Origin of the sequence: Agrobacterium sp. Ap1, assembly GCF_017313375.1 — a bacterium.
GTDB lineage: Bacteria > Pseudomonadota > Alphaproteobacteria > Rhizobiales > Rhizobiaceae > Neorhizobium > Neorhizobium cellulosilyticum.
The window spans coordinates 362,921-382,256 of sequence record NZ_JAFLMY010000003.1 but is presented as its reverse complement, the minus strand read 5'-3'; the positions used below and the strand labels follow the sequence as shown (position 1 = coordinate 382,256).

Sequence of the window (19,336 nt, the reverse complement as noted above, 5' to 3'; positions counted from 1 at the left end):
CGCTGCGGCATCTTCTTCTTAAGGCGTCAGCCGAGCAGAACGCCCCATGACGGGGCCTTTCACTTGCCATGTCAGCGATCTCCGCCCCACGGATCCACGAGGCAAGTCATGTCCTTCCTGCGCCTGAATTCCCTTTCGAAAAAACTGATCGTCGTCACCAGCATTGCCATCGCGCTACTGCTCGTCGTCTCGAACTTCTTCATGATCTCCCAGACAAGCGACAGGGTGACCACGCTTACGCTGGAGCAGGCCAATGCCGAAGCGCGTTCCATCGGCAACGAAGTTGCGGCCGAAATCGGCCAGCTTGCGGGTGCGGCGCGCGCGATGGCCGGCGTTGTCGGCCGCGGCCACGAGGCCGGCTATCTCGATCGCAAGAATGTCATCGATGCGCTGAAGGCCAATCTCGAACAGAACACCTTTGCCTATGGCAGCTGGTTTGCCGAAGTGCCCGGCGCGTTCGACGGCCGGAACGCCGAGTTCATCGGCAATGGGGAGTTCGGCGGCAACAAGAAGGGCGAACTTGCTCCCTACTGGACCAAAAACAAGGCCGGCAACATCGCCTATAGCGTCTTCGAGGTCGACACCCAGGCGGAATGGTATGCCCTGCCGGCAGCATCAAAAAAAGGCGCGCTGACCCAGCCCTATATCGAAAGCTCGACCGGCGACAAGACCGCCATGAGCTCGATCGCCTACCCCGTCATGTCCGGCGACAAGCTCATCGGCATTGCCGGCGTCGATGTCTCGATGGCAACGCTTTCGAAGACCCTGCAGGCGATGCGCCCCTTCGGTTCCGGCCGGGTTTTGCTCGTCTCTCAGGGCGGCAAGTGGATCGTTCCGGATATCGCCGACAATCTGATGAAGCCGGTCGAGGGCCAGGGCACGGACGTCCTGCTTTCGACGCTAAAATCCGGCAAGCCGGCAACGATCGACAATCTGGCCGGTCCTGATGGTGAACTTTACGAGCGGGTCGTCTATCCCTTCACCGTTCCCGACCTTAACACCAGCTGGGCTGTCGTCGTCGATGTGCCGATGAGCGTGATCATGGCGCCGGTCACCGACCAGACCTTCATGATGATCGTCAGTGGCATCCTCCTGCTCGGCGCCGTCATCATCACCCTCTCGGTTGCCAGCGGCTCGCTGCTACGCCGCCCGCTGAACGCCCTGCTTGCCAGCGTCGGCCAGCTTGGCGAAGGCAGGTACAACGAGGCCGTACAGGGTCAGGACCGAAATGACGAAGTCGGCGCGCTGGCGAGATCGCTGGAAGGTTTCCGCCACACGCTGGCCGATGGCAAGCGGCTCGCTTCGGAAGCAGAAACTCAGCGCAGTGCCGCCGAAGACCTGCGTCATCGCTCGGCGGCCGAGCGTGAAGCCACTGCCCGTCAGCAGGCGCATGTGGTGGAGCTTCTCGCTTCAGGCCTTGCGGAACTTTCCAACGGCAACCTGCAGCATCGCCTGACGGGTGAATTCCCAGGTGACTACGAGAAGCTGAAGCACGACTTCAACAGCGCTGTCGAGAGCATCGAAAACACCGTGATCTCGGTCGCCTCATCGGTGCAGAATATCGGTAACGGCACACGTGAAATCACGGCCAGCTCGGGTGACCTCTCTCACCGCACCGAGCAGCAGGCGGCAAGCCTTGAACAGACCGCCGCAGCGCTGAACGAGTTGACCGAACAGGTCAACTCCAGTGCCGAAAACGCCGGCACGGCGGCCTCAACGGTCAATCTTGCCTGTGAAGATGCCGAAAAGTCCGGCGAAGTGGTACAGAAGGCCGTCGCTTCCATGCAGGCCATCGCGCATTCCTCGCAGGAAATTTCTCGCATCATCAGCGTTATCGACGAGATCGCCTTCCAGACCAATCTTCTGGCGCTGAATGCCGGCGTCGAGGCGGCCCGCGCTGGTGAAGCCGGCAAGGGATTTGCCGTCGTCGCGCAGGAAGTGCGGGAGCTGGCGCAGCGTTCTGCGACCGCGGCAAAGGAAATCAAGACCCTTATCAATGCCTCTACGACGCAGGTCAACGAGGGTGTGGACCTTGTCGGCAAGGCTGGCGATGCGCTGCAGAAGATCGCAATCCAGGTCATGCAGATCAACGGACTGATCCGCCAGATTTCCTCTTCCGCCGGCGAGCAAGCGGTGGGGCTGAAGGAGATCAACTCGGCCGTCAACCAGATGGATCAGGTGACGCAGCAGAACGCCGCCATGGTGGAAGAGACGACCGCTGCCAGCGCCGTGCTGAATGGCGAGGCGGAAACGCTGCGGGATCTCGTCCAACGCTTCCGCACCTCGGCTCCAAGCGTCGGTTCAGCGCAGCCGCTTCGTCAGATGGCGCAGAGAATGCAGTCTGCGGCTCCGCGCCGAACTGAGGCGCCCGTCTATGCACCGCGTAAGGTCGCAGGCGTTTCCCATGGCTCGGCAGCCGTTGCGGAAAGCTGGGAAGAGTTCTGAGAAACACGATGGGGTGCCGCCCGTGAAGGGCGGCACCTTGAACTTCAGAGGCGCGCGACGCGTTCGGTCAGCAGCGCGAAGAAACCGCCGGCATCGACATTGCGCATGAAGGTCGCGTTGCGCCTGCGGTCGGTCACATGCCACCAGTCGACCACGGTCATACCGACCGTCAGTTCTGACTCGACCTCGATCTCCACATTGCAAAGACGACCAGAGAAGAGTTCCGGCGTCAGCAGATAGGCAATCACGCTCGGATCATGCAGCGGCCCGCCATCGGAACCGTATTTCTCGATGTCGAAGCGCTCGAAAAACGCCAGCCATTCGACCAGAACCTGAGCCGGACGCGTGCCGATAGCTGCGATCTTGGCAACACGGTCCCTGGTCGTCAGAAGCTGATGCGTCACATCCAGCGGCATGATAACGGTCGGGATGCCGGCTTCGAAAACGATCTTGGCCGCTTCGGGATCGACATAGATGTTGAATTCGGCCGCCGGCGTGATGTTGCCGCCTTCGAAGCAGCCACCGCCCATCATAACCAGTTCCTGGATACGGCTGGCAATGTCCGGTGCCTTCTGCAGTGCCAGCGCGAGGTTGGTCAGCGGGCCGAGCGTGCAGATTGTTACCGTTCCGGAAGGCTCGCGACGCAGCGTCTCGATGATGAAATCGATGGCATTCTGAGCCTGCGCCTGCATGGTCGGTTCAGGCAAATCAGCTCCGTCAAGCCCGGTCTTGCCATGCACATGCTCGGCGGTCACCTGTGGCCGATTGAGCGGCTTCAATGCCCCCTCGTACACCTTGGCATCCGGCTTGCCGCAGAGTTCGCAGACGATGCGCAGGTTACGGCTGGTAAACGAGAGGGGAACATTTCCGGCGACGGCACAGAGGCCGAGAATTTCAAGCTCCTCCGGGCTTGCGAAAGCCAGCATCAGCGCTGCGGCATCGTCCTGGCCCGGGTCGGTATCGATAATGATCTTACGTGGCGACATTGTTCATCCCCTGAATTCGAGGGGGATTGGTGGAGGCCTGCGCAGGCTTTGTCAAGCACGGCAGGAGCAGCTTTCGCGCGGCAGATCATCTGCCGCAACTTGCGCTTCGGATGTCGGCAACCCATATGAATCACAGCTCCGGCGTGCCTTCTGAGCGTCGGCATGGTCGCTTGATGCAAGGACTGAACGATGACCCGGATGACACCCTTCGCAAGCCCGCTGCTACTGGGCTTCGATGCGATGGAAAAAACACTCGAACGCCTCGCCAAGGCGAATGAAGGCTACCCGCCATACAATATCGAGCGAATCAGGTCGGGCATTGCCGATGGCCATGAAAAACTGCGCATCACGCTTGCCGTCGCCGGCTTTTCGGAAGAAGAACTCGACGTTACAACCGAAGAAAATCAGCTGGTGATCCGCGGTCGCCAGATCGAGCAGCCCGAGCGCGATTACCTCCACAGAGGCATTGCCGCACGCCAGTTTCAAAGGGTTTTCATGCTGGCGGACGGGATGGAAGTCTCCTCCGCCCTCTTGAAGAACGGCCTTCTCTCGGTCGATCTGGTGCGCCCGGAACCGCAACGCGTAGTGAGAAAAATTAACATTTCCGTCTCAGACTAGAACGTGTCGGCATCAAGGCCGACGCCCTCAAGCGGAGGCTGGAATGCTTTTGAAAGAAGCGAACACGCATTTGTCGCAATCCGAACTCGCCCATCTCGGTGCCGGTGAAGTCGGGTACATTCGCAGGATGCGGTCTGAAGAAGTCTCCCGCTGCTTTCCCGAAGCTCCCGATATGGATCCAAGCTTGGACCTCTGGGCTTTGTTCGGCGCGGACGGCACGCCGATCCTGTTGACCGACAACCGGTCCAGCACCTTTTTCAAGGCAGCAGAAGACGACCTGAAGACGGTCAGCCTGCACTGACCGCCTTTCTCTTAAAGGCCGTTCTCAGACCCTGATAAAGGTCAGATAGGCTGAGGAGCGCCCTTCCCTGCGGGCCTTGTTCTCGTAGCGCGTTCCCGGCCAGCCGGCATAAGGCGTCAGCCAGTCGGAAGACTGCTCCGCCTGCCAGGCAAAACCGCCGTGGTCACGGCAATGCATCAGCGTATGATTGATATAGGTATCGATATCCGACGCGAAGCAGAACGTGCCGCCGGGTTTCAGCACGCGATGGAAACGCTCTAGATTCACCTGTGAGACGAAGCGACGCTTCCAGTGCTTCCGCTTCGGCCAGGGATCGGCATAGAGAAGATCGATCTGATCGATCGAGCCTGTCGGCAGCCAGTCCAGCACCTGCGTTGCATCATCGTCATAGACGCGCACGTTCTTCAGATCATGGATCTCGACCTGCGACAGCAGCTTCGCCATCGAGTTGACGAAGGGCTCGACACCGATGAAACCGGTCGGTTCGTTTTCCCGGGCGCGATGAACCAGATGTTCGCCGCCGCCGAAGCCGATTTCAAGCCGCATACGCTCGACCGGAGCCGGATAAAGCGTGCGCAGGTCGTCCGGGGCCGGTGATGCGAGATCGAGCTTGAGGGCAGGCAACAACGTCGCCATGCCTTCGGCCTGACGCTCGCGGAGAGGCTTGCCCTTCCGGCGGCCGTAAAACGCTTCCGTTGCCCGCGTCGGGTGCTGCTGCTCGTCAGTCATGATCTCATCGTCCAAAAACAAAGAAGCGGATGCCCGCAGAAGGCACCCGCTTTAACGTGTGATTACCAGATCGGTAAAGCCCCGATCGGAAAAGCCTTATTCGGCCGCGACCAGAAGATCTTCCTTCAGAGCATCCTTGAGCGGCTTCACGAGATCGGTCTTCTCCCAGGAGAAGGAGCCGTCACGGCCAGACTTGCGGCCGAAGTGGCCATAAGCAGAGGTCTTGGCATAGATCGGCTTGTTGAGGTCGAGATGGCGGCGGATGCCGGTCGGCGACAGGTCCATCACCTTGCGGATCGCGTTTTCGATCTGGTCTTCGGTGACGTTCTTGCCGGTCTGGTGCAGGTCGACATAGATCGACAACGGCTGGGCAATACCGATCGCGTAGGAGATCTGGATCGTGCAGCGATCGGCAAAGCCTGCTGCGACAACGTTCTTGGCGAGGTAACGGGCGGCATAAGCTGCCGAACGGTCGACCTTGGTCGTGTCCTTGCCGGAGAATGCGCCGCCTCCGTGAGGGGCCGCGCCGCCATAGGTGTCGACGATGATCTTGCGACCGGTCAGGCCTGCATCACCATCCGGACCGCCGATGACGAACTTGCCGGTGGGGTTGATGTACCACTTGCAATCGGCAGCGATCGGGAGATCGCCGAGCGCTTCGCGGATATAGGGCTCTACGACCTGGCGAACCTTCTTCGAATCCCAGCTGGCATCGATATGCTGCGTGGAGAGAACAATCGAGTCGACTTCTGTCGGCTTGCCGTTTTCGTAACGTACCGTCACCTGGCTCTTGGCATCGGGACCGAGCTTGCCTGCATCGCCTTCGCCCTTCTTGCGGGCAGTCGCGAGCAGCTGCAGGATCTTGTGCGAATAATAGATCGGGGCCGGCATGAGATCCGGCGTTTCCTTGCAGGCGTAACCGAACATGATGCCCTGGTCGCCGGCACCTTCGTCGCCCTGCTTGTCGGCTGCGCTATCGACGCCCTGCGCGATATCGGCAGACTGGGAATGCAGGAGAACGTCGATCTTCGCCGTCTTCCAGTGGAAACCGTCCTGTTCGTAGCCGATGTCGCGGATGGCCTTGCGGGCTGCCGACTTGAACTTCGACGGGTTGATGACGTCGTTGCCGTTCTTGTCCTTCTTCATCAGGCTTGGCGGCAGGCGCACTTCACCGGCAATTATTACGCGGTTCGTAGTGGCGAGCGTTTCGCAGGCAATGCGAACCTTCCACGGATCAACACCCGTCTTTGCAGCTTCGCGGTACACGAGGTCCACGATTTCATCGGAAATGCGGTCACAAACCTTGTCCGGGTGGCCTTCTGCCACGGACTCGCTGGTGAACAGATAATTGGCGTGCATGCGGGGAACCCCTCAAAGAATGGACAGTAAAATGTTTAGTGAGTTCAACTGATAAAAACAAGAACACAACGACATAAATATATCTTTATGCCTAAAATTGCCTCTTAACTGAAATGAGGACAAAAAAAAGCGGCTGTAAAAGCCGCTTTCTCCTCCCCGTCTCTTGAAGAGAGACTATTCCTCCGCCTCCGCTGCGAGAGCCTTGACGAGATCGACGAGCCTGCGGCGAACCTTGGGATCGGCAATCTTCACGAACGCACGGTTGAGCTGGAGACCTTCCGAGGACGACAGAAAGTCAACGACGTAGTTGGAGCTGGATGCTTCGGCCATGCCGGTTGCACCGCCGGACTGCTCGCCCGGCGCGTCTTCGAAGAAGAAGGACACCGGAACATTGAGAATGCTCGAGATGTTCTGCAGACGGCTCGCGCCGACGCGGTTCGTCCCTTTTTCGTATTTCTGGATCTGCTGAAAAGTAATGCCAAGGCTTTCGCCCAGCTTTTCCTGACTCATGCCCAGCATCGTTCTGCGCAGGCGGATCCGGCTCCCGACGTGAATGTCGATCGGGTTCGGCTTTTTCTTGTTTTCAATCATAATGGGGGTCCTGGTGAAGTTGCAGTTAGGTTTTCAACCCGGTCCGCGTATGGAGAATACACCTCACGATTGGGACGACAGAACCAATGCGCGAAGCATATGACGAGACGGTAGGCATTCTCACTATGCAATTTTGGGGGTTTTTGGTCAATTCGCGCGGGAATTAAAACTTAGACGCGAGGACACTGCAATCAAAGACATCAATGCCACAACCAACCAGAAGTACCATCGCCGACTGCTATTACTCCAATATAGGATATATTTACCACCTATAGATGCGTCAATCACACCCTTTTGATTGTATCCAAGACCCTGCACTACACGGCCAAATGGATCCACGACCGCCGAAATGCCGGTATTTGCTCCGCGAATCAGGAACATACCGTTCTCGACGGCCCTCAGACGGGCCTGCTGGAAATGCTGGTAAGGACCGGGCGTTGCACCAAACCAGCCATCATTCGTCACGTTCAATATGGCCGACGTCCGCTCGACATCCGGACCGATCTCTCCAGGGAAGATCGCCTCGTAGCAGATCAACGGATAGAGAAGCGCACCGCCTGGCAAGGTGAGAAGGCTGCGGGAGGACGCGGCCGTAAAGCCGCCCGGCATGGCGATCGCTTCGGTAATCCCAAGCGACGCGAGGATGCTTTCGTAGGGCACATATTCGCCATAGGGAACAAGATGCACCTTGTCTGCCGCTGATGTTATTTGCCCATCACCATCAATAACATAGATGGAATTATAATATCGCGGCGCGACGCCGGCGCCGGCGTTTTCGGAGCGTACGGCGCCGGTGACGAGCACCTGTCCGTCTTCAAGAACCTCGGCGATCCGAGCCAGCGCGTCCGGATTTTCGGTCAGGATGAACGGCACCGAAGTCTCAGGCCAGACCACGATATCCGGGCGGGTTTCACCGTCCTTTAGCGGCGCTGCCGTGAGGCGCAAATGCTCCTCGAAGATCTCCGTGCGGTTCGTATCGTCCAGTTTCTGGGCCTGATCAATCATCGGCTGAACAATACGTATGGTTGTTTTTTTGCCGTCTCCCGAGGCGAGTTTTTCGTCTGCGACATTTAGTCGCCACGCACCAAAGCCTACATGCGCCGCCGCCAGAAGGACAGCAACGGCAAGACCGATAATCTTGCCCTTCCCCGTGCCGAACAGCGCAGGAGCCGAGAAAACGAAGACCGCAAGTACCGTGACGCCGAAAATCCCAAGAACCGCGTTCGACTGCATCATCAGCGGAACCGGCATGGCGCCATAAGCGATGGCATTCCAAGGAAAGCCGGTCAGCACAAAGCTGCGCAACCATTCCGCCACCCCGAAGGCTGCGGCGAGTGCTGCCAGACGCCCGATGCCATCGGACCAGAAGGCACGGGCAAGCGCCGTCGCCAAGCCGTAGAAGATTGCGAGATAGGCGGGCAGCCCGAAGACGGCGAGAGGCAGCGCCCAGGCAAATTCCTCGGCATCGACCAGCAGGGCGTTGCCGAGCCACCAGAGGTTAGCAACGAAATAGCCGAATCCGAACAGCCAGCCGATCACGAAGGCCGCGCGCAAGCGGCTGGCTGCCCCGCCGCCGGGATTGCCCGTCGATCCGTCGATGAGCCAGACGAGAAGCGTGAACGATATGAAAAGCGTGGCAAAGATACCGAAGGGGGGAAGTGCCAGCGCACCAATGGCACCCGCAAATACTGCGAGTGCAATCCGGGACCACCCCGAAAGAAGCATGACCTTGCCCGCCAGCCGCTCCATACAAGTCCCCTTTTCGCGAATCAGGGGCGCAGTGTTTCAAAAAAACTGCGCCCTGTCGCGGGTCGGACGGTGGATCAGGCTTCGGGACGCGCGGCGCCGTTTTCGGCGGGAGCCGGCAGCAGCGCGGCCGGTTGCGGCGGCGCGGTAATCAGCGCCTCGCTCTCGCCTTTCACCTGTCGGCGACGGGCAAGAGCGCGCTTGCGCAGGATCTTGACGCGCTTGATGCGACGCGGATCGGCATCGAGGATCTGGAATTCAAAGCCGGGAACGGCCTGAACGACCTCGCCGCGAACCGGAATACGGCCAAGCGCCGAGAAGATCAGGCCACCAAGCGTATCGACATCCTCGATGCGGTCGCGGACATCGAAATCGGGACCGATGGCCTTAGAAATCTCTTCAAGCTCGATACGGGCATCGGCGATGAAGACATCCTCACCGGCCTTGGAGAGCATGACTTCCTGATCGTCATGTTCGTCCTCGACATCACCGATGACCATTTCGACGATATCCTCATGACTGACGAGGCCGTCGGTGCCGCCATATTCGTCGATGACCAGAGCCATCTGTGTGCGGGCAGCCTGCATCGAGCGCAACAGGTCGGAAGCCAGCATAGAGGGTGGTACGAAAAGCAGTTTGCGGACAAGGCCTGCCTCGGCAACAGTCTGTTCGAGGTTGACGCGGCCGAGATCGAAGGCAGCCTTGGGTGCCGCGCGGGTCGGCTTTTCGGTGCCATTGACTGCTGCGGAGATCTGCACCGTCGAGGCCTTCGAGCTGACGCGGCGCTTATTGCGCGCCTGCTTGGCCAGATAGGAGAGGAGATCGCGAATGTGGACGAAGCCGCGGGCATCGTCGAGATTGTCGCTATAGACCGGCATGCGAGAGCGGCCGGTTTCCTCGAAATGGATCATCAGCTCGCCGATGGTCATGTTCATATCCACCGCCTCGATATCGGCGCGCGGCACCATGATGTCCTCGACGCGGACTTCGCGGAAACGGAGGATGTTGTGCAGCATCGCCCGCTCGTCAGGCGAAAAGGCGTTGCTGACATTCGTATCCGTCATCAACGCGTCGGCGAGATCCTCGCGGAGCTGTTCGCCCTGCGATGGCCGAAGCAGGCGCACGGCCCTCGACCAGAAGGAATTGTGGGATTTGGGATGATGTTCGGACCTCGCCGAACTACTGCCCTCGTCCGACGAGGCAGAGTCCGAACTGTCCTTGCCCTCTCGGGCGACATTGCTCGAATAATCGTTCATTGTTCCAAACTTATATCAACGGGTCCTGCCCCGCATAGGGGTCAGATAGGCCGAGACCGGCCAAAATGCGAGTCTCCACTGCTTCCATCTCTTCCGCTTCGTCCTTTTCCATGTGGTCGTAACCGAACAAATGGAGGAAACCGTGGACGAGCAGATGGGTCAGATGATCGTCGAAAGTCTTGTCGAGATCAACCGCCTCGCGCTCGACAGTTTCCCTCGCAACCACGATATCGCCCAGCATGGGGCCGGGCATGCCGCCCGGTTCGAGCGGAAAAGCCGGGAAAGACAAGACGTTGGTCGGTTTGTCCTGATCCCGCCACTCGGCGTTAATTTCCTGGATGGAATCGTCATTGGTGAAGACCAGAGACAGTTCCGGCGCCATTTTTGGGAAGGGCTGGTCTTCTTCGCGGACAAGATAATCCGCGGCAGCGCCAAGCACGCGGCTTGCCAGAGACGCCAAAACGGCCTCGTCCGGCCAGCCGCCATCTTCCACGCTGATCTGTATGTCTAGTTCGGGCATGAATGGTGAGCCCGACCGGTATTACCGGTCGAGAGCTTCCTCGCTTTCCTCGTGGACTGCGTATTGCGCGTCATAGGCCCTGACGATGCGACCGACCAGCGGATGGCGGACGACATCGGTATCCTTGAAGCGGACGACCGAGATGCCCTCGACCCCTTTGAGGATCTGCAGCGCCTCGACAAGACCGGATTTGACGCCACGCGGCAGGTCCACCTGGCTCGGGTCGCCGGTGATGATCATGCGCCCGTTTTCGCCAAGGCGGGTCAGGAACATCTTCATCTGCATCGATGTCGTGTTCTGTGCCTCGTCGAGGATGATCGCGGCATTCTGCAGCGTGCGCCCGCGCATGAAGGCGAGCGGCGCGATTTCGATGACGCCGGCGGTGATGGCGCGGTCGACCTTGTCGGCCGGGATCATGTCGTAAAGCGCATCATAAAGCGGGCGCAGATAGGGATCGACCTTTTCCTTCATGTCACCCGGCAAGAAGCCCAGGCGCTCGCCCGCCTCTACGGCCGGTCGTGTCAGGATGATCTTGTCGACGGCGCCGCGTTCCAGAAGCTGGGCTGCGTGGGCGCAGGCGAGATAAGTCTTGCCGGTACCGGCCGGACCGACACCGAAGACGAGCTCGGCGCGTTCCAGCGCCCGCATATAGGCGTCCTGGGTAGGCGTGCGGGCCTGAATGGTCTTCTTGCGGGTGGAAATCTGCGCCATGGAGAGCTTTGCCTTGCGTTCCAGCGTCGGCAGGCTCAACTGGTCATCGGCGGCCTGCGCCATGCGGATCGCACCTTCGACATCTGACGCTTCCACGGAGCCGCCTTTCTGCAGACGTTCATAGAGGGAATCGAGGGCTCGGCGCGCCTGATTCGTGGCAACGACATCTCCTGAAATGGAGACCGAATTGCCACGCGGTCGGGCATCGATATTGAGACGCTGTTCGAGAAGCTTGAGGTTCTGGTCGAACTGACCGAAAAGTTCGCTTGCTAATCGGTTATTCTCGAACGTCAGGACGAAGTGGTTGGCGTCGGTCGCTGCGGATCGGGGCTGGCGCGCTGTCGAAGAAACCAATTCTGATGCGTTCAAGTAAGCAAGCTCCTCAACTTGAATTAGACCTCAATTAAACTCTCAACCGGCTCGGCAAACAAGCTGTTCGGACCGGTGCCGATGATTCGTACACTGATAATCTCACCGATTTGCGATGTTTTTGCATCAACATTCACAGACTGCAGCCAAGGCGAACGTCCGATGACCTGGCCCGGCATGCGGCCCGGCTTTTCCAGCAGCAAATCGATGGTCTTTCCGACACAGAATGTGGCGAAGTCAGCCTGCTGTTTCAAGAGCAGCGCCTGCAGCCGCTCCAGCCGCTCGGTCTTTACATCCTCGGCCACATGGTCGGGCAGATCCGCGCCGGGCGTGCCGGGACGGCTCGAATATTTGAAAGAGAAGGCCGAGGCGTAATTGACCTCTTCGACCATTCTCAGCGTGTCCTCGAAATCCTGATCCGTTTCGCCGGGGAACCCGACAATGAAATCGCCCGACATGGCGATATCGGGACGGGCGGCGCGGATACGCTCGATCAGTGCCAAATATTCCGCACCCGTGTGGCGGCGGTTCATCGCTTTCAGGATACGGTCGGAGCCTGCCTGAACCGGAAGATGCAGATAGGGCATAAGGATGCTCAGGTCGCGGTGCGCCTCGATCAGGCGGTCGTCCATGTCGCGCGGATGGCTTGTCGTATAGCGCAGGCGGGCAAGGCCCGGAACATCGGCCAGCCGATAGAGAAGATCGGCAAGGCCGATTGCATTCCCCTTGCCGTCTTCTGAAGCCCAGGCGTTGACGTTCTGGCCGAGCAGCGTGATTTCGCGCACCCCGGCATCCACCAGCCGCTTTGCCTCGTCGATGATCTGGCCGATGGGACGGGAAACCTCGGAGCCACGCGTGTAAGGCACGACGCAGAAGGTGCAGAACTTGTCGCAACCTTCCTGCACGGTGAGGAAGGAGGTAACACCGCGCGAGCGAATAACCTTCTTCTCGGTTGCCGGCAGGTGCTCGAACTTGTCCTCGACGGCATATTCCGTATCGACGACACGCTCGCCACCGCGAGCCTTTCTCAAGGCATCCGGCAGGCGGTGATAGGTCTGCGGGCCGATGACCACATCGACGGCCGGCGCGCGGCGGATGATCTCCTCGCCTTCCGCCTGGGCGACGCAACCGGCAACGCCGATCATGAATTCGCGGCCTTCGGCGGCACGTTCCTTTTTCATGTCACGCAGGCGACCGAGAGCGGAATAAACCTTTTCCGCCGCCTTCTCGCGGATGTGACAGGTATTGAGGAGAACGAGATCCGCCTCCCCCATGTCTTCCGTCGTCACATATCCCTCGCCCGCCAGCGCATCGCCCATGCGGGTGGAATCGTAAACATTCATCTGACAGCCGTAGGTCTTGATGAAGACCTTGCGGGTGTTGGGACGGCTGTCCGGACAGTGAGCAGCCTCATCGGCCGGCGCGGGAATGGAGACATGTTCGTTCATGCCGCTTCCATACCGCAAGAAAGGGCGGAATTGAAGCGGCACATAAACCGTCCGCTCAATCCGCATCATACTCCCTTTGCCGCAGATGCCTTATCAACATGCGACGGAGCTGGGCGGTGATGTTCTGGCTCAGGTGCTTGCGATTGTCACCGGTGCGAAAATCGACCGTATCGCCGAAAGCGACCTCCACATCGAGCGCGCCTTCCTTCAGCACGCCGATCAGATGCGGCATCAGCTCTATATCGCCCGGCCAGGCGGCAAGCGGGCGATGGAAACGCCCCATCGCCATGCCGTGAACGCGGGTATAGGCGATCGCGACCGGCTGGACGTGCACGACACCATCGGGGGTGTGAGGCACTGCTGCTGCAGCAGCTCCGAAAAGCGAGGATTTCACCTCCAGCAGACGGTTGCCGTCCGAGGTGGTGCCTTCGGGAAAAAGCACGACGATCTCGCCGGCATTCATGCGCGCGGCAATCTCGTTGACCTGCTCGCCGGTGCGGCGTTTTTCTTCGCGCACGACAAAGATCGTCTTCTGCAGCTTTGCGAGAATGCCGAAGACCGGCCAGTTGGCTACTTCCGACTTGGCAATATAGACGACATCGGCAACCGCGCCGAGAACGAGGATGTCCTTCCACGAGGCATGATTTGCCGCGAGCATCAGCGGCCGGCGGCGTTCGATGTGGCCATGGACCCGGATACGGATACCCAAAAGCCAACAGGCGGAACGATGCCAAAGACGCGGAACGTAACGGCGGATCTTCAAGTCAAAGGCGAGGCCGAAAAGCTGAAACGGCAGGAGCGCCAGTGTCACGATCACGAGACAGACGACAACAAGGCCGATCCGGATGGATGTGATCACTTGTCTTGTCCCTACCGGTTCCGCTCAATCATCGTTCTTGTCGAGGGGAATGCCGTAAAGCTCGAGCCGGTGGCCGACCAGCCGAAAGCCGAGCTCACGGGCGATGCGCTCCTGCAGCGCTTCGATCTCGGCCGACTGAAACTCGATGACGTTGCCGGTATTGAGGTCGATCATGTGATCGTGATGTTCTTCCGGCACGGTCTCGTAACGGGAGCGGCCGTCGAGAAAGTCATGTTTCTCGATAATCCCCTCGTCCTCGAACAGTTTCACTGTCCGATAGACCGTCGAAATCGAGATGCGCGGATCAACCTTGGACGAGCGGCGATAAAGCTCCTCGACATCCGGATGATCGTCGGAATCCTGCAAAATCCGGGCGATGACCCGGCGCTGATCGGTCATGCGCATGCCCTTTTCGGCACACAACTCTTCCAGGGTCTTGGAAAGGTCTGTCATGACGTTCTGGCCTTCGAAATATTCACGTATGCAGGGACTAGCGAAGATCACGGCTCATGACAAGCGCTGCGGTCCGTCGACCATCCGCTCCCAGATAATAAGCCGGTCTCTCGGCCACCTTGGCAAAACCGAGTTTGCCGTAAAGCCCGACGGCAGGCCTGTTTTCGGCCTCGACTTCAAGAAACATGCTGTCGGCGCCGCGGGAGATTGCCTCACGCACCGCTGCCTGCATCAGGCGCCAGCCGAGCCCCTGGCGACCGAACTTTTCGGCGACCGCAACCGTCAGGATTTCCGCCTCGCCGCCGGCCTCGCGACTGAGCACGAAGCCGCCGAGCGGCTTTGAAAAGAATGCATTCGTCTGGCGTGCAATGAAGCCGAAGACATTTTTCTGCGAAAGAAGGTCCTGAAACTCAGCTTCGCTCCACTGGCGCGGAAAACGCAGGCCGTGCAGTTCGGAAATCTCGTGGCAATCGACATCCTCGATCGGCACGACTTCGAAAAACGGCTTCCAGGTCAGATAGTCGTCAAACATGGGCTACACCCGCGCCAGAGCAAAACCCGTCTGGGGTTTTGCATCGGGTCCACGCAAATAAAGCGGCTTCGGCCGTGCTCCGGTGGCATCCTTTGCAGCACCTATACGCGCGACAGTTCCGATATCGAAGCGATCACCCGTCTTGGAAATCCACGAGCCGGTAGGCTCGGCAGAGAGGGATTTGACAAGATTGTCGACGTCTTCTGCCGAAAGCGCTGCCGGTTCGTTCAGCGCAGCGCCATCGACGGCGAAAGCCTGCGCATAGATTTCCTCGCGCTTGGCATCCATGGCGACGAGAACCGGCATGTCGGAACCGCTGGTTGCCCGATACGATGCCGCGAGCGTTTCCAGCGTCGAGACGCCGACACAATCGATCCCGAGAGAGAGAGCCAGACCGCGAGCAGCCGCGACGCCGACACGAATGCCGGTGAAGGAACCTGGGCCGATGACGACGGCGATGCGGCCGACCGCATGGAGATCGACTTGGGCTTCATCCAGAGCCTGATCGATGACCGCCATCAGGCGTTCCGCATGCCCCTTGCCGATTTCTTCCGAGACGGCAGACAAAAGCCTGCTGGCGGAACTGTCAAATACCGCCGCAGAACAATCGATGCCTGCAGTGTCTATAGCGAGAACGATCATGAACAGGTCTTGCGGGTATCAGAGGGCCTCAACCGCCTGCACTTCGGGAACGAAGTGCTTGAGCAGGTTCTGCACACCATGCTTGAGCGTTGCAGTGGAAGACGGGCAGCCGGAGCATGCGCCCTTCATGTTGAGATAGACGGTGCCGTCCTTGAAACCCTTGAAGGTGATGTCGCCGCCATCCTGCGCAACTGCCGGGCGGACACGCGTCTCGAGCAGTTCCTTGATCGTGGCAACCAGCGTCTCGTCGCCTTCATCGAAAAACTCGCCTTCCTCGTCGGAAGCCTCGGCAAGGGACGAACCGCCGCCCATGACCGGCTGGCCGGACATGAAATGCTCCATGATCGAGCCGAGAATGGCGGGCTTCAGGTGCTGCCATTCGGAATCAGACTTGGTAACGGTGATGAAATCGTAGCCGAAATAAACGCCCGTGACGCCGGGAACGTTAAAAAGGCGCAGGGCCAGCGGAGAGGCTGCAGCTTCTGCTTCATTGCGAAACTCGGCCGTGCCTTTTTCCATGACAACCTTGCCGGGAAGAAACTTCAGGGTCGCCGGGTTCGGCGTGGCTTCGGTCTGGATGAACATGGGCTTGCTCCTGGCCGCGAGCGGCACTCAGTTTAGAACTCTTCCAAATAAGATAACCGTTCTCATCTTTGGGTTCAAGTGCGCCTTTGTCCGCTCATGGTCAATAGTGAGATCACGCCAGCGAGTCGATTTCCTCGTCCGAGAGCGTATCGGGAAGAACCGTGACCGGAATCGGGAAGGCTGCACCGCGACCGGCGACTGCGGAGACCAGCGGTCCCGGGCCTTCCTTCGCCGAACCTGCTGCGAGCACGAGGATCGCGATATCGCGGTCTTCCTCGACCAGTCCGTTGATCTGTTCGGGAGCGCTGCCCTCGCGGATGACGATTTCCGGGTCGATGCCGATTGTTTCACGCACCCGGTGGGCGGCCTTCGCCATTACCGCTTCGGCCTCTTCCATCGCTTCGGCGCGCATGATCTGCTCGACACCCAGCCATTGCTGGAAATCGCCTTCGGGAATGACATAGAGGAGAACCAGACCGCCATTGGTATTCTTGGCGCGGCGGCCGGCATAATGGACCGCTTTTTCGCATTCCGGCGTGCCGTCGATGACCGCCATGAACTTGCGCCTGTGGCCTTCAAGCCGCGAAAGTCTCTTGGAAACCATAACGCCCCCTGTGTTGCCGAAGCAGTCTCGCCGCGGACCTTATACCAACGTGTAAAAATGAAAACCCGCCGCTTCACGCGACGGGTTTGCCTGTTCATGCCGCCTCAAAAATCAGCGCAGGAAGCCGATGATGTCGAAGACTTCGTCCATGACCTTTTGTGCACGTGCCCCGGCGCGCTCGCCGCCATCCTTGAGGATTGCGTCGATATGCGTGGCGTCGTCGAGCAGGCGGCGCATCTCGGCGCCGATCGGAGCCAGAACCTCGACCGCCAGTTCGGCAAGCGCCGGTTTGAAGACGGAGAACTGTTGGCCGCCGAATTCGACCAAGACGTCAGCCTTGGTGCGATCGGCAAGGGCAGCATAGATGCCGACGAGATTGTCGGCTTCCGGGCGGCCGGCCAGGCCTTCAATTTCGCTCGGCAGGCCTTCCGGGTCGGTCTTGGCCTTGCGGATCTTCTTGGCGATATCGTCGGCATCGTCCATCAGGTTGATGCGCGACAGATCCGACGGATCGGACTTCGACATCTTCTTGGTGCCGTCACGCAGCGACATGACGCGCGGGGCCGGACCATCGATCAGCGGCTCTACCAACGGGAAATAACCATGGATGGGCTCTTCGCCGACGACCATGTCGACGCCGGTTCCCGTCGCACGGATCTTGTCCTGGAAGTCGATGTTGAACTTCTGGGCAATATCGCGGGCGAGTTCCAGGTGCTGCTTCTGGTCGTCGCCGACCGGAACATGGGTGGCGCGGTAAACGAGAATGTCGGCCGCCATCAGGCTCGGATAGGCGAGCAGGCCGAGCGAGGCGTTTTCGCGGTCCTTGCCGGCCTTGTCCTTGAACTGCGTCATGCGGTTCATCCAGCCGATACGCGCAACGCAGTTGAACACCCAGGCTAACTCTGCATGCTGCGGCACGGCCGACTGGTTGAAGACGATGTGCTTCACCGGATCGATACCGGAAGCGATGAAGGCTGCGGCGATCGAGCGGATCTGGCCGCGCAGGTCGTCATGCACAAGTTGCGCAGTGATCGCATGCAGGTCGACGACACAATAGATGCAGTCGTTGTTTTCCTGCAGCGCCACGAATTTGCGGATCGCGCCGAGATAATTGCCGAGATGGAGATTGCCGGTCGGCTGAACGCCGGAGAAAACGAGCGGCTTGAAGGTGTTCATGATGTCCTCGAATAGGCGGTTGGAAGGCCTCAGGCCTCAAGGTTACGCGCTCCCGGCAGGTTTGAACGTCTCCGGCAATCGCGCCCCGCGGGCCATGTAGCTAACGCCGCGCTCTAAGCACGTCGGGCGGGGCAAAATCAAGGCCTCAGCGCGGGGCATGCTCAATCAAATCCCAGGTGTTGCCATAGGGATCGGCAAACACGGCTACCGTGCCGTAAACCTCACGGCGCGGTTCCTCCATGAATTTGACGCCGCGGGCACGCATTGCCGCGTGGTCGCGGGCAAAGTCATCGGTTTTCAGGAAGAAGCCGACCCGCCCTCCGGCCTGGTTGCCGATCGCGGCCAGTTGCCTGTCATCCGCGGCCTGAGCGAGAAGGAGAGCCGCACCTTCATCGCCCTTCGGCTTTACCACAAGCCAGCGCTTACCATCGGCAAGGGACGTATCCTCCACGCAGTCAAAGCCAAGGTCATCACAGTAGAAAGACCTCGCCCGATCGAAGTCATCGACCACCAAGGTCACGAGAAAAAGTGATCTGACTGGCATACGCGGCTCCTGAGTTTCGCGTAGTGATCTGGCTAAAATCATGGGCCTTGGCAACCATTAAGGGAATTTTTCGCAATTTTACGCCTCAGACCCCAATTTTTTTGGGGGTTTTGACAATCAACTTCGAGGACGTTGCTACAGAAGCTCGGAGCGCCGCTATGTAACAGTTTTATAACGAAGTTTTGGCGCTCCCCGACCAACTATAACCAGCATCAAGACTGCAATTGATTAACGAATATTAAGATTCATGACCTATTAATCTCAATTCGAGGTAAATCCCACCTTATTCACGTCACTTTTCAGAATGAAATACCCCGCTACGACGAAGTCGATCGTCATGACGACTGGTCTTTTCTTAGGGGACAACCATGCGCATCTTTTCTCGCGTCGCGCTGGCCTGCCTATTGGCATTCAGTATGAACGTAAACGCCGAGGCAGCAGGCAAGAACGACAAACGCCGCAGCACAGCAATTCAGCACGATTACTCCGCTTTCTACACGGTACAACGTGTCAGTGTCCGTACCGGCTGTTTTCCCGACAAGCTGGAAGCGATCCTTGCCCATATCGCCAAGCAGACCGGCAAGAAGCCGATGGTCACGTCAGGTCATCGCCCGCGTTCGGGCAAGTCGCAACATAGCCGCTGTTTCGCCGCTGACATCCGCGTCCCGGGTATCTCTGAAAAGCGCATCCTTGCAGCGGCCCGCACTGCGCCGGGCATTGGTGGCATCGGTCGCTACTGCAATGGCATCGTGCATGTCGATATCGGCCCAAGCCGTACTTGGGCGCACTGTGGCAAGAAAGGCAAGGGCAGCCTTGCCAACCTGAAGCCGAAGTCGAAGAGCCGCGATACCTGATCGCGGCA

21 protein-coding genes are annotated in these 19,336 nt (G+C 59.2%); 4 read left to right on the top strand and 17 right to left on the bottom strand.

Annotated features, from left to right (window positions below):
- The first annotated feature begins 108 nt into the window (after window positions 1–108).
- Entirely contained in the window at window positions 109–2,445 is a 2,337-nt protein-coding gene (locus JZX87_RS08085) for a methyl-accepting chemotaxis protein (protein WP_206825015.1), read from the top strand.
- A gap of 44 nt (window positions 2,446–2,489) precedes the next feature.
- Here the strand turns inward: JZX87_RS08085 and JZX87_RS08080 are convergent, their stop codons facing one another.
- On the bottom strand, window positions 2,490–3,431 hold the full coding sequence (locus JZX87_RS08080) for a nucleoside hydrolase (RefSeq protein WP_206825014.1): 942 nt from the start codon (window positions 3,429–3,431) through the stop codon (window positions 2,490–2,492).
- Between the two features lie 189 nt (window positions 3,432–3,620).
- Between JZX87_RS08080 and JZX87_RS08075 the strand changes: the two genes are divergently transcribed.
- Window positions 3,621–4,049, top strand: a complete 429-nt coding sequence (locus JZX87_RS08075; protein ID WP_206825013.1) for an Hsp20 family protein — start codon at window positions 3,621–3,623, stop codon at window positions 4,047–4,049.
- Between the two features lie 43 nt (window positions 4,050–4,092).
- Window positions 4,093–4,350 (top strand): BQ00720 family protein, encoded by a 258-nt coding sequence (locus JZX87_RS08070; protein ID WP_148145967.1) that lies wholly within the window; start codon window positions 4,093–4,095, stop codon window positions 4,348–4,350.
- A gap of 24 nt (window positions 4,351–4,374) precedes the next feature.
- On the opposite strand, the gene trmB is transcribed toward JZX87_RS08070, so the two are convergent.
- From trmB to JZX87_RS07990, 16 genes are all read right to left on the bottom strand, one after another.
- On the bottom strand, window positions 4,375–5,079 hold the full coding sequence (gene trmB, locus JZX87_RS08065) for a tRNA (guanine(46)-N(7))-methyltransferase TrmB (RefSeq protein WP_206825012.1): 705 nt from the start codon (window positions 5,077–5,079) through the stop codon (window positions 4,375–4,377).
- Window positions 5,080–5,175: 96 nt separating this feature from the next.
- Complete coding sequence (gene metK / locus JZX87_RS08060; protein WP_148145969.1) at window positions 5,176–6,438, bottom strand: methionine adenosyltransferase; 1,263 nt, start codon at window positions 6,436–6,438, stop codon at window positions 5,176–5,178.
- Window positions 6,439–6,612: 174 nt separating this feature from the next.
- A complete protein-coding gene (locus tag JZX87_RS08055; RefSeq protein ID WP_148145970.1) occupies window positions 6,613–7,029 on the bottom strand; it encodes a helix-turn-helix domain-containing protein in 417 nt (138 codons plus the stop codon).
- A 147-nt stretch (window positions 7,030–7,176) separates the two neighbouring features.
- Window positions 7,177–8,778, bottom strand: coding sequence for an apolipoprotein N-acyltransferase (lnt, locus tag JZX87_RS08050; protein ID WP_206825011.1), 1,602 nt, complete (start codon window positions 8,776–8,778; stop codon window positions 7,177–7,179).
- Between the two features lie 74 nt (window positions 8,779–8,852).
- On the bottom strand, window positions 8,853–10,031 hold the full coding sequence (locus JZX87_RS08045; protein WP_206825010.1) for a hemolysin family protein: 1,179 nt from the start codon (window positions 10,029–10,031) through the stop codon (window positions 8,853–8,855).
- A 10-nt stretch (window positions 10,032–10,041) separates the two neighbouring features.
- Window positions 10,042–10,551, bottom strand: a complete 510-nt coding sequence (gene ybeY / locus JZX87_RS08040) for an rRNA maturation RNase YbeY (RefSeq protein WP_206825009.1) — start codon at window positions 10,549–10,551, stop codon at window positions 10,042–10,044.
- Window positions 10,552–10,572: 21 nt separating this feature from the next.
- The gene (locus JZX87_RS08035; RefSeq protein ID WP_148145974.1) at window positions 10,573–11,631 is read right to left on the bottom strand and encodes a PhoH family protein; all 1,059 of its coding nucleotides are present in this window, start codon (window positions 11,629–11,631) and stop codon (window positions 10,573–10,575) included.
- Between the two features lie 23 nt (window positions 11,632–11,654).
- Window positions 11,655–13,079: a tRNA (N6-isopentenyl adenosine(37)-C2)-methylthiotransferase MiaB gene (gene miaB, locus JZX87_RS08030; RefSeq protein ID WP_206825008.1), complete on the bottom strand. Its 1,425-nt coding sequence runs from the start codon at window positions 13,077–13,079 to the stop codon at window positions 11,655–11,657.
- Between the two features lie 55 nt (window positions 13,080–13,134).
- Window positions 13,135–13,938, bottom strand: a complete 804-nt coding sequence (gene olsA, locus JZX87_RS08025; protein ID WP_148145976.1) for a lyso-ornithine lipid O-acyltransferase — start codon at window positions 13,936–13,938, stop codon at window positions 13,135–13,137.
- Window positions 13,939–13,962: 24 nt separating this feature from the next.
- Entirely contained in the window at window positions 13,963–14,391 is a 429-nt protein-coding gene (locus tag JZX87_RS08020) for a Fur family transcriptional regulator (protein ID WP_148145977.1), read from the bottom strand.
- A 37-nt stretch (window positions 14,392–14,428) separates the two neighbouring features.
- Window positions 14,429–14,923, bottom strand: coding sequence for a GNAT family N-acetyltransferase (locus JZX87_RS08015; protein ID WP_183823559.1), 495 nt, complete (start codon window positions 14,921–14,923; stop codon window positions 14,429–14,431).
- A gap of 3 nt (window positions 14,924–14,926) precedes the next feature.
- On the bottom strand, window positions 14,927–15,565 hold the full coding sequence (tsaB, locus tag JZX87_RS08010) for a tRNA (adenosine(37)-N6)-threonylcarbamoyltransferase complex dimerization subunit type 1 TsaB (protein WP_206825007.1): 639 nt from the start codon (window positions 15,563–15,565) through the stop codon (window positions 14,927–14,929).
- 18 nt (window positions 15,566–15,583) lie between these two features.
- Window positions 15,584–16,150, bottom strand: coding sequence for a NifU family protein (locus tag JZX87_RS08005; protein WP_148145980.1), 567 nt, complete (start codon window positions 16,148–16,150; stop codon window positions 15,584–15,586).
- 112 nt (window positions 16,151–16,262) lie between these two features.
- Window positions 16,263–16,754: a universal stress protein gene (locus JZX87_RS08000; protein ID WP_148145981.1), complete on the bottom strand. Its 492-nt coding sequence runs from the start codon at window positions 16,752–16,754 to the stop codon at window positions 16,263–16,265.
- 111 nt (window positions 16,755–16,865) lie between these two features.
- The gene (gene trpS / locus JZX87_RS07995; RefSeq protein ID WP_206825006.1) at window positions 16,866–17,930 is read right to left on the bottom strand and encodes a tryptophan--tRNA ligase; all 1,065 of its coding nucleotides are present in this window, start codon (window positions 17,928–17,930) and stop codon (window positions 16,866–16,868) included.
- 145 nt (window positions 17,931–18,075) lie between these two features.
- Window positions 18,076–18,474 carry a VOC family protein gene (locus JZX87_RS07990; RefSeq protein ID WP_206825005.1) on the bottom strand — a complete coding sequence of 133 codons (399 nt, stop codon included), beginning with the start codon at window positions 18,472–18,474 and terminating at the stop codon, window positions 18,076–18,078.
- 368 nt (window positions 18,475–18,842) lie between these two features.
- Between JZX87_RS07990 and JZX87_RS07985 the strand changes: the two genes are divergently transcribed.
- Window positions 18,843–19,328 (top strand): YcbK family protein, encoded by a 486-nt coding sequence (locus tag JZX87_RS07985; protein ID WP_206825004.1) that lies wholly within the window; start codon window positions 18,843–18,845, stop codon window positions 19,326–19,328.
- Window positions 19,329–19,336 lie beyond the last annotated feature (8 nt).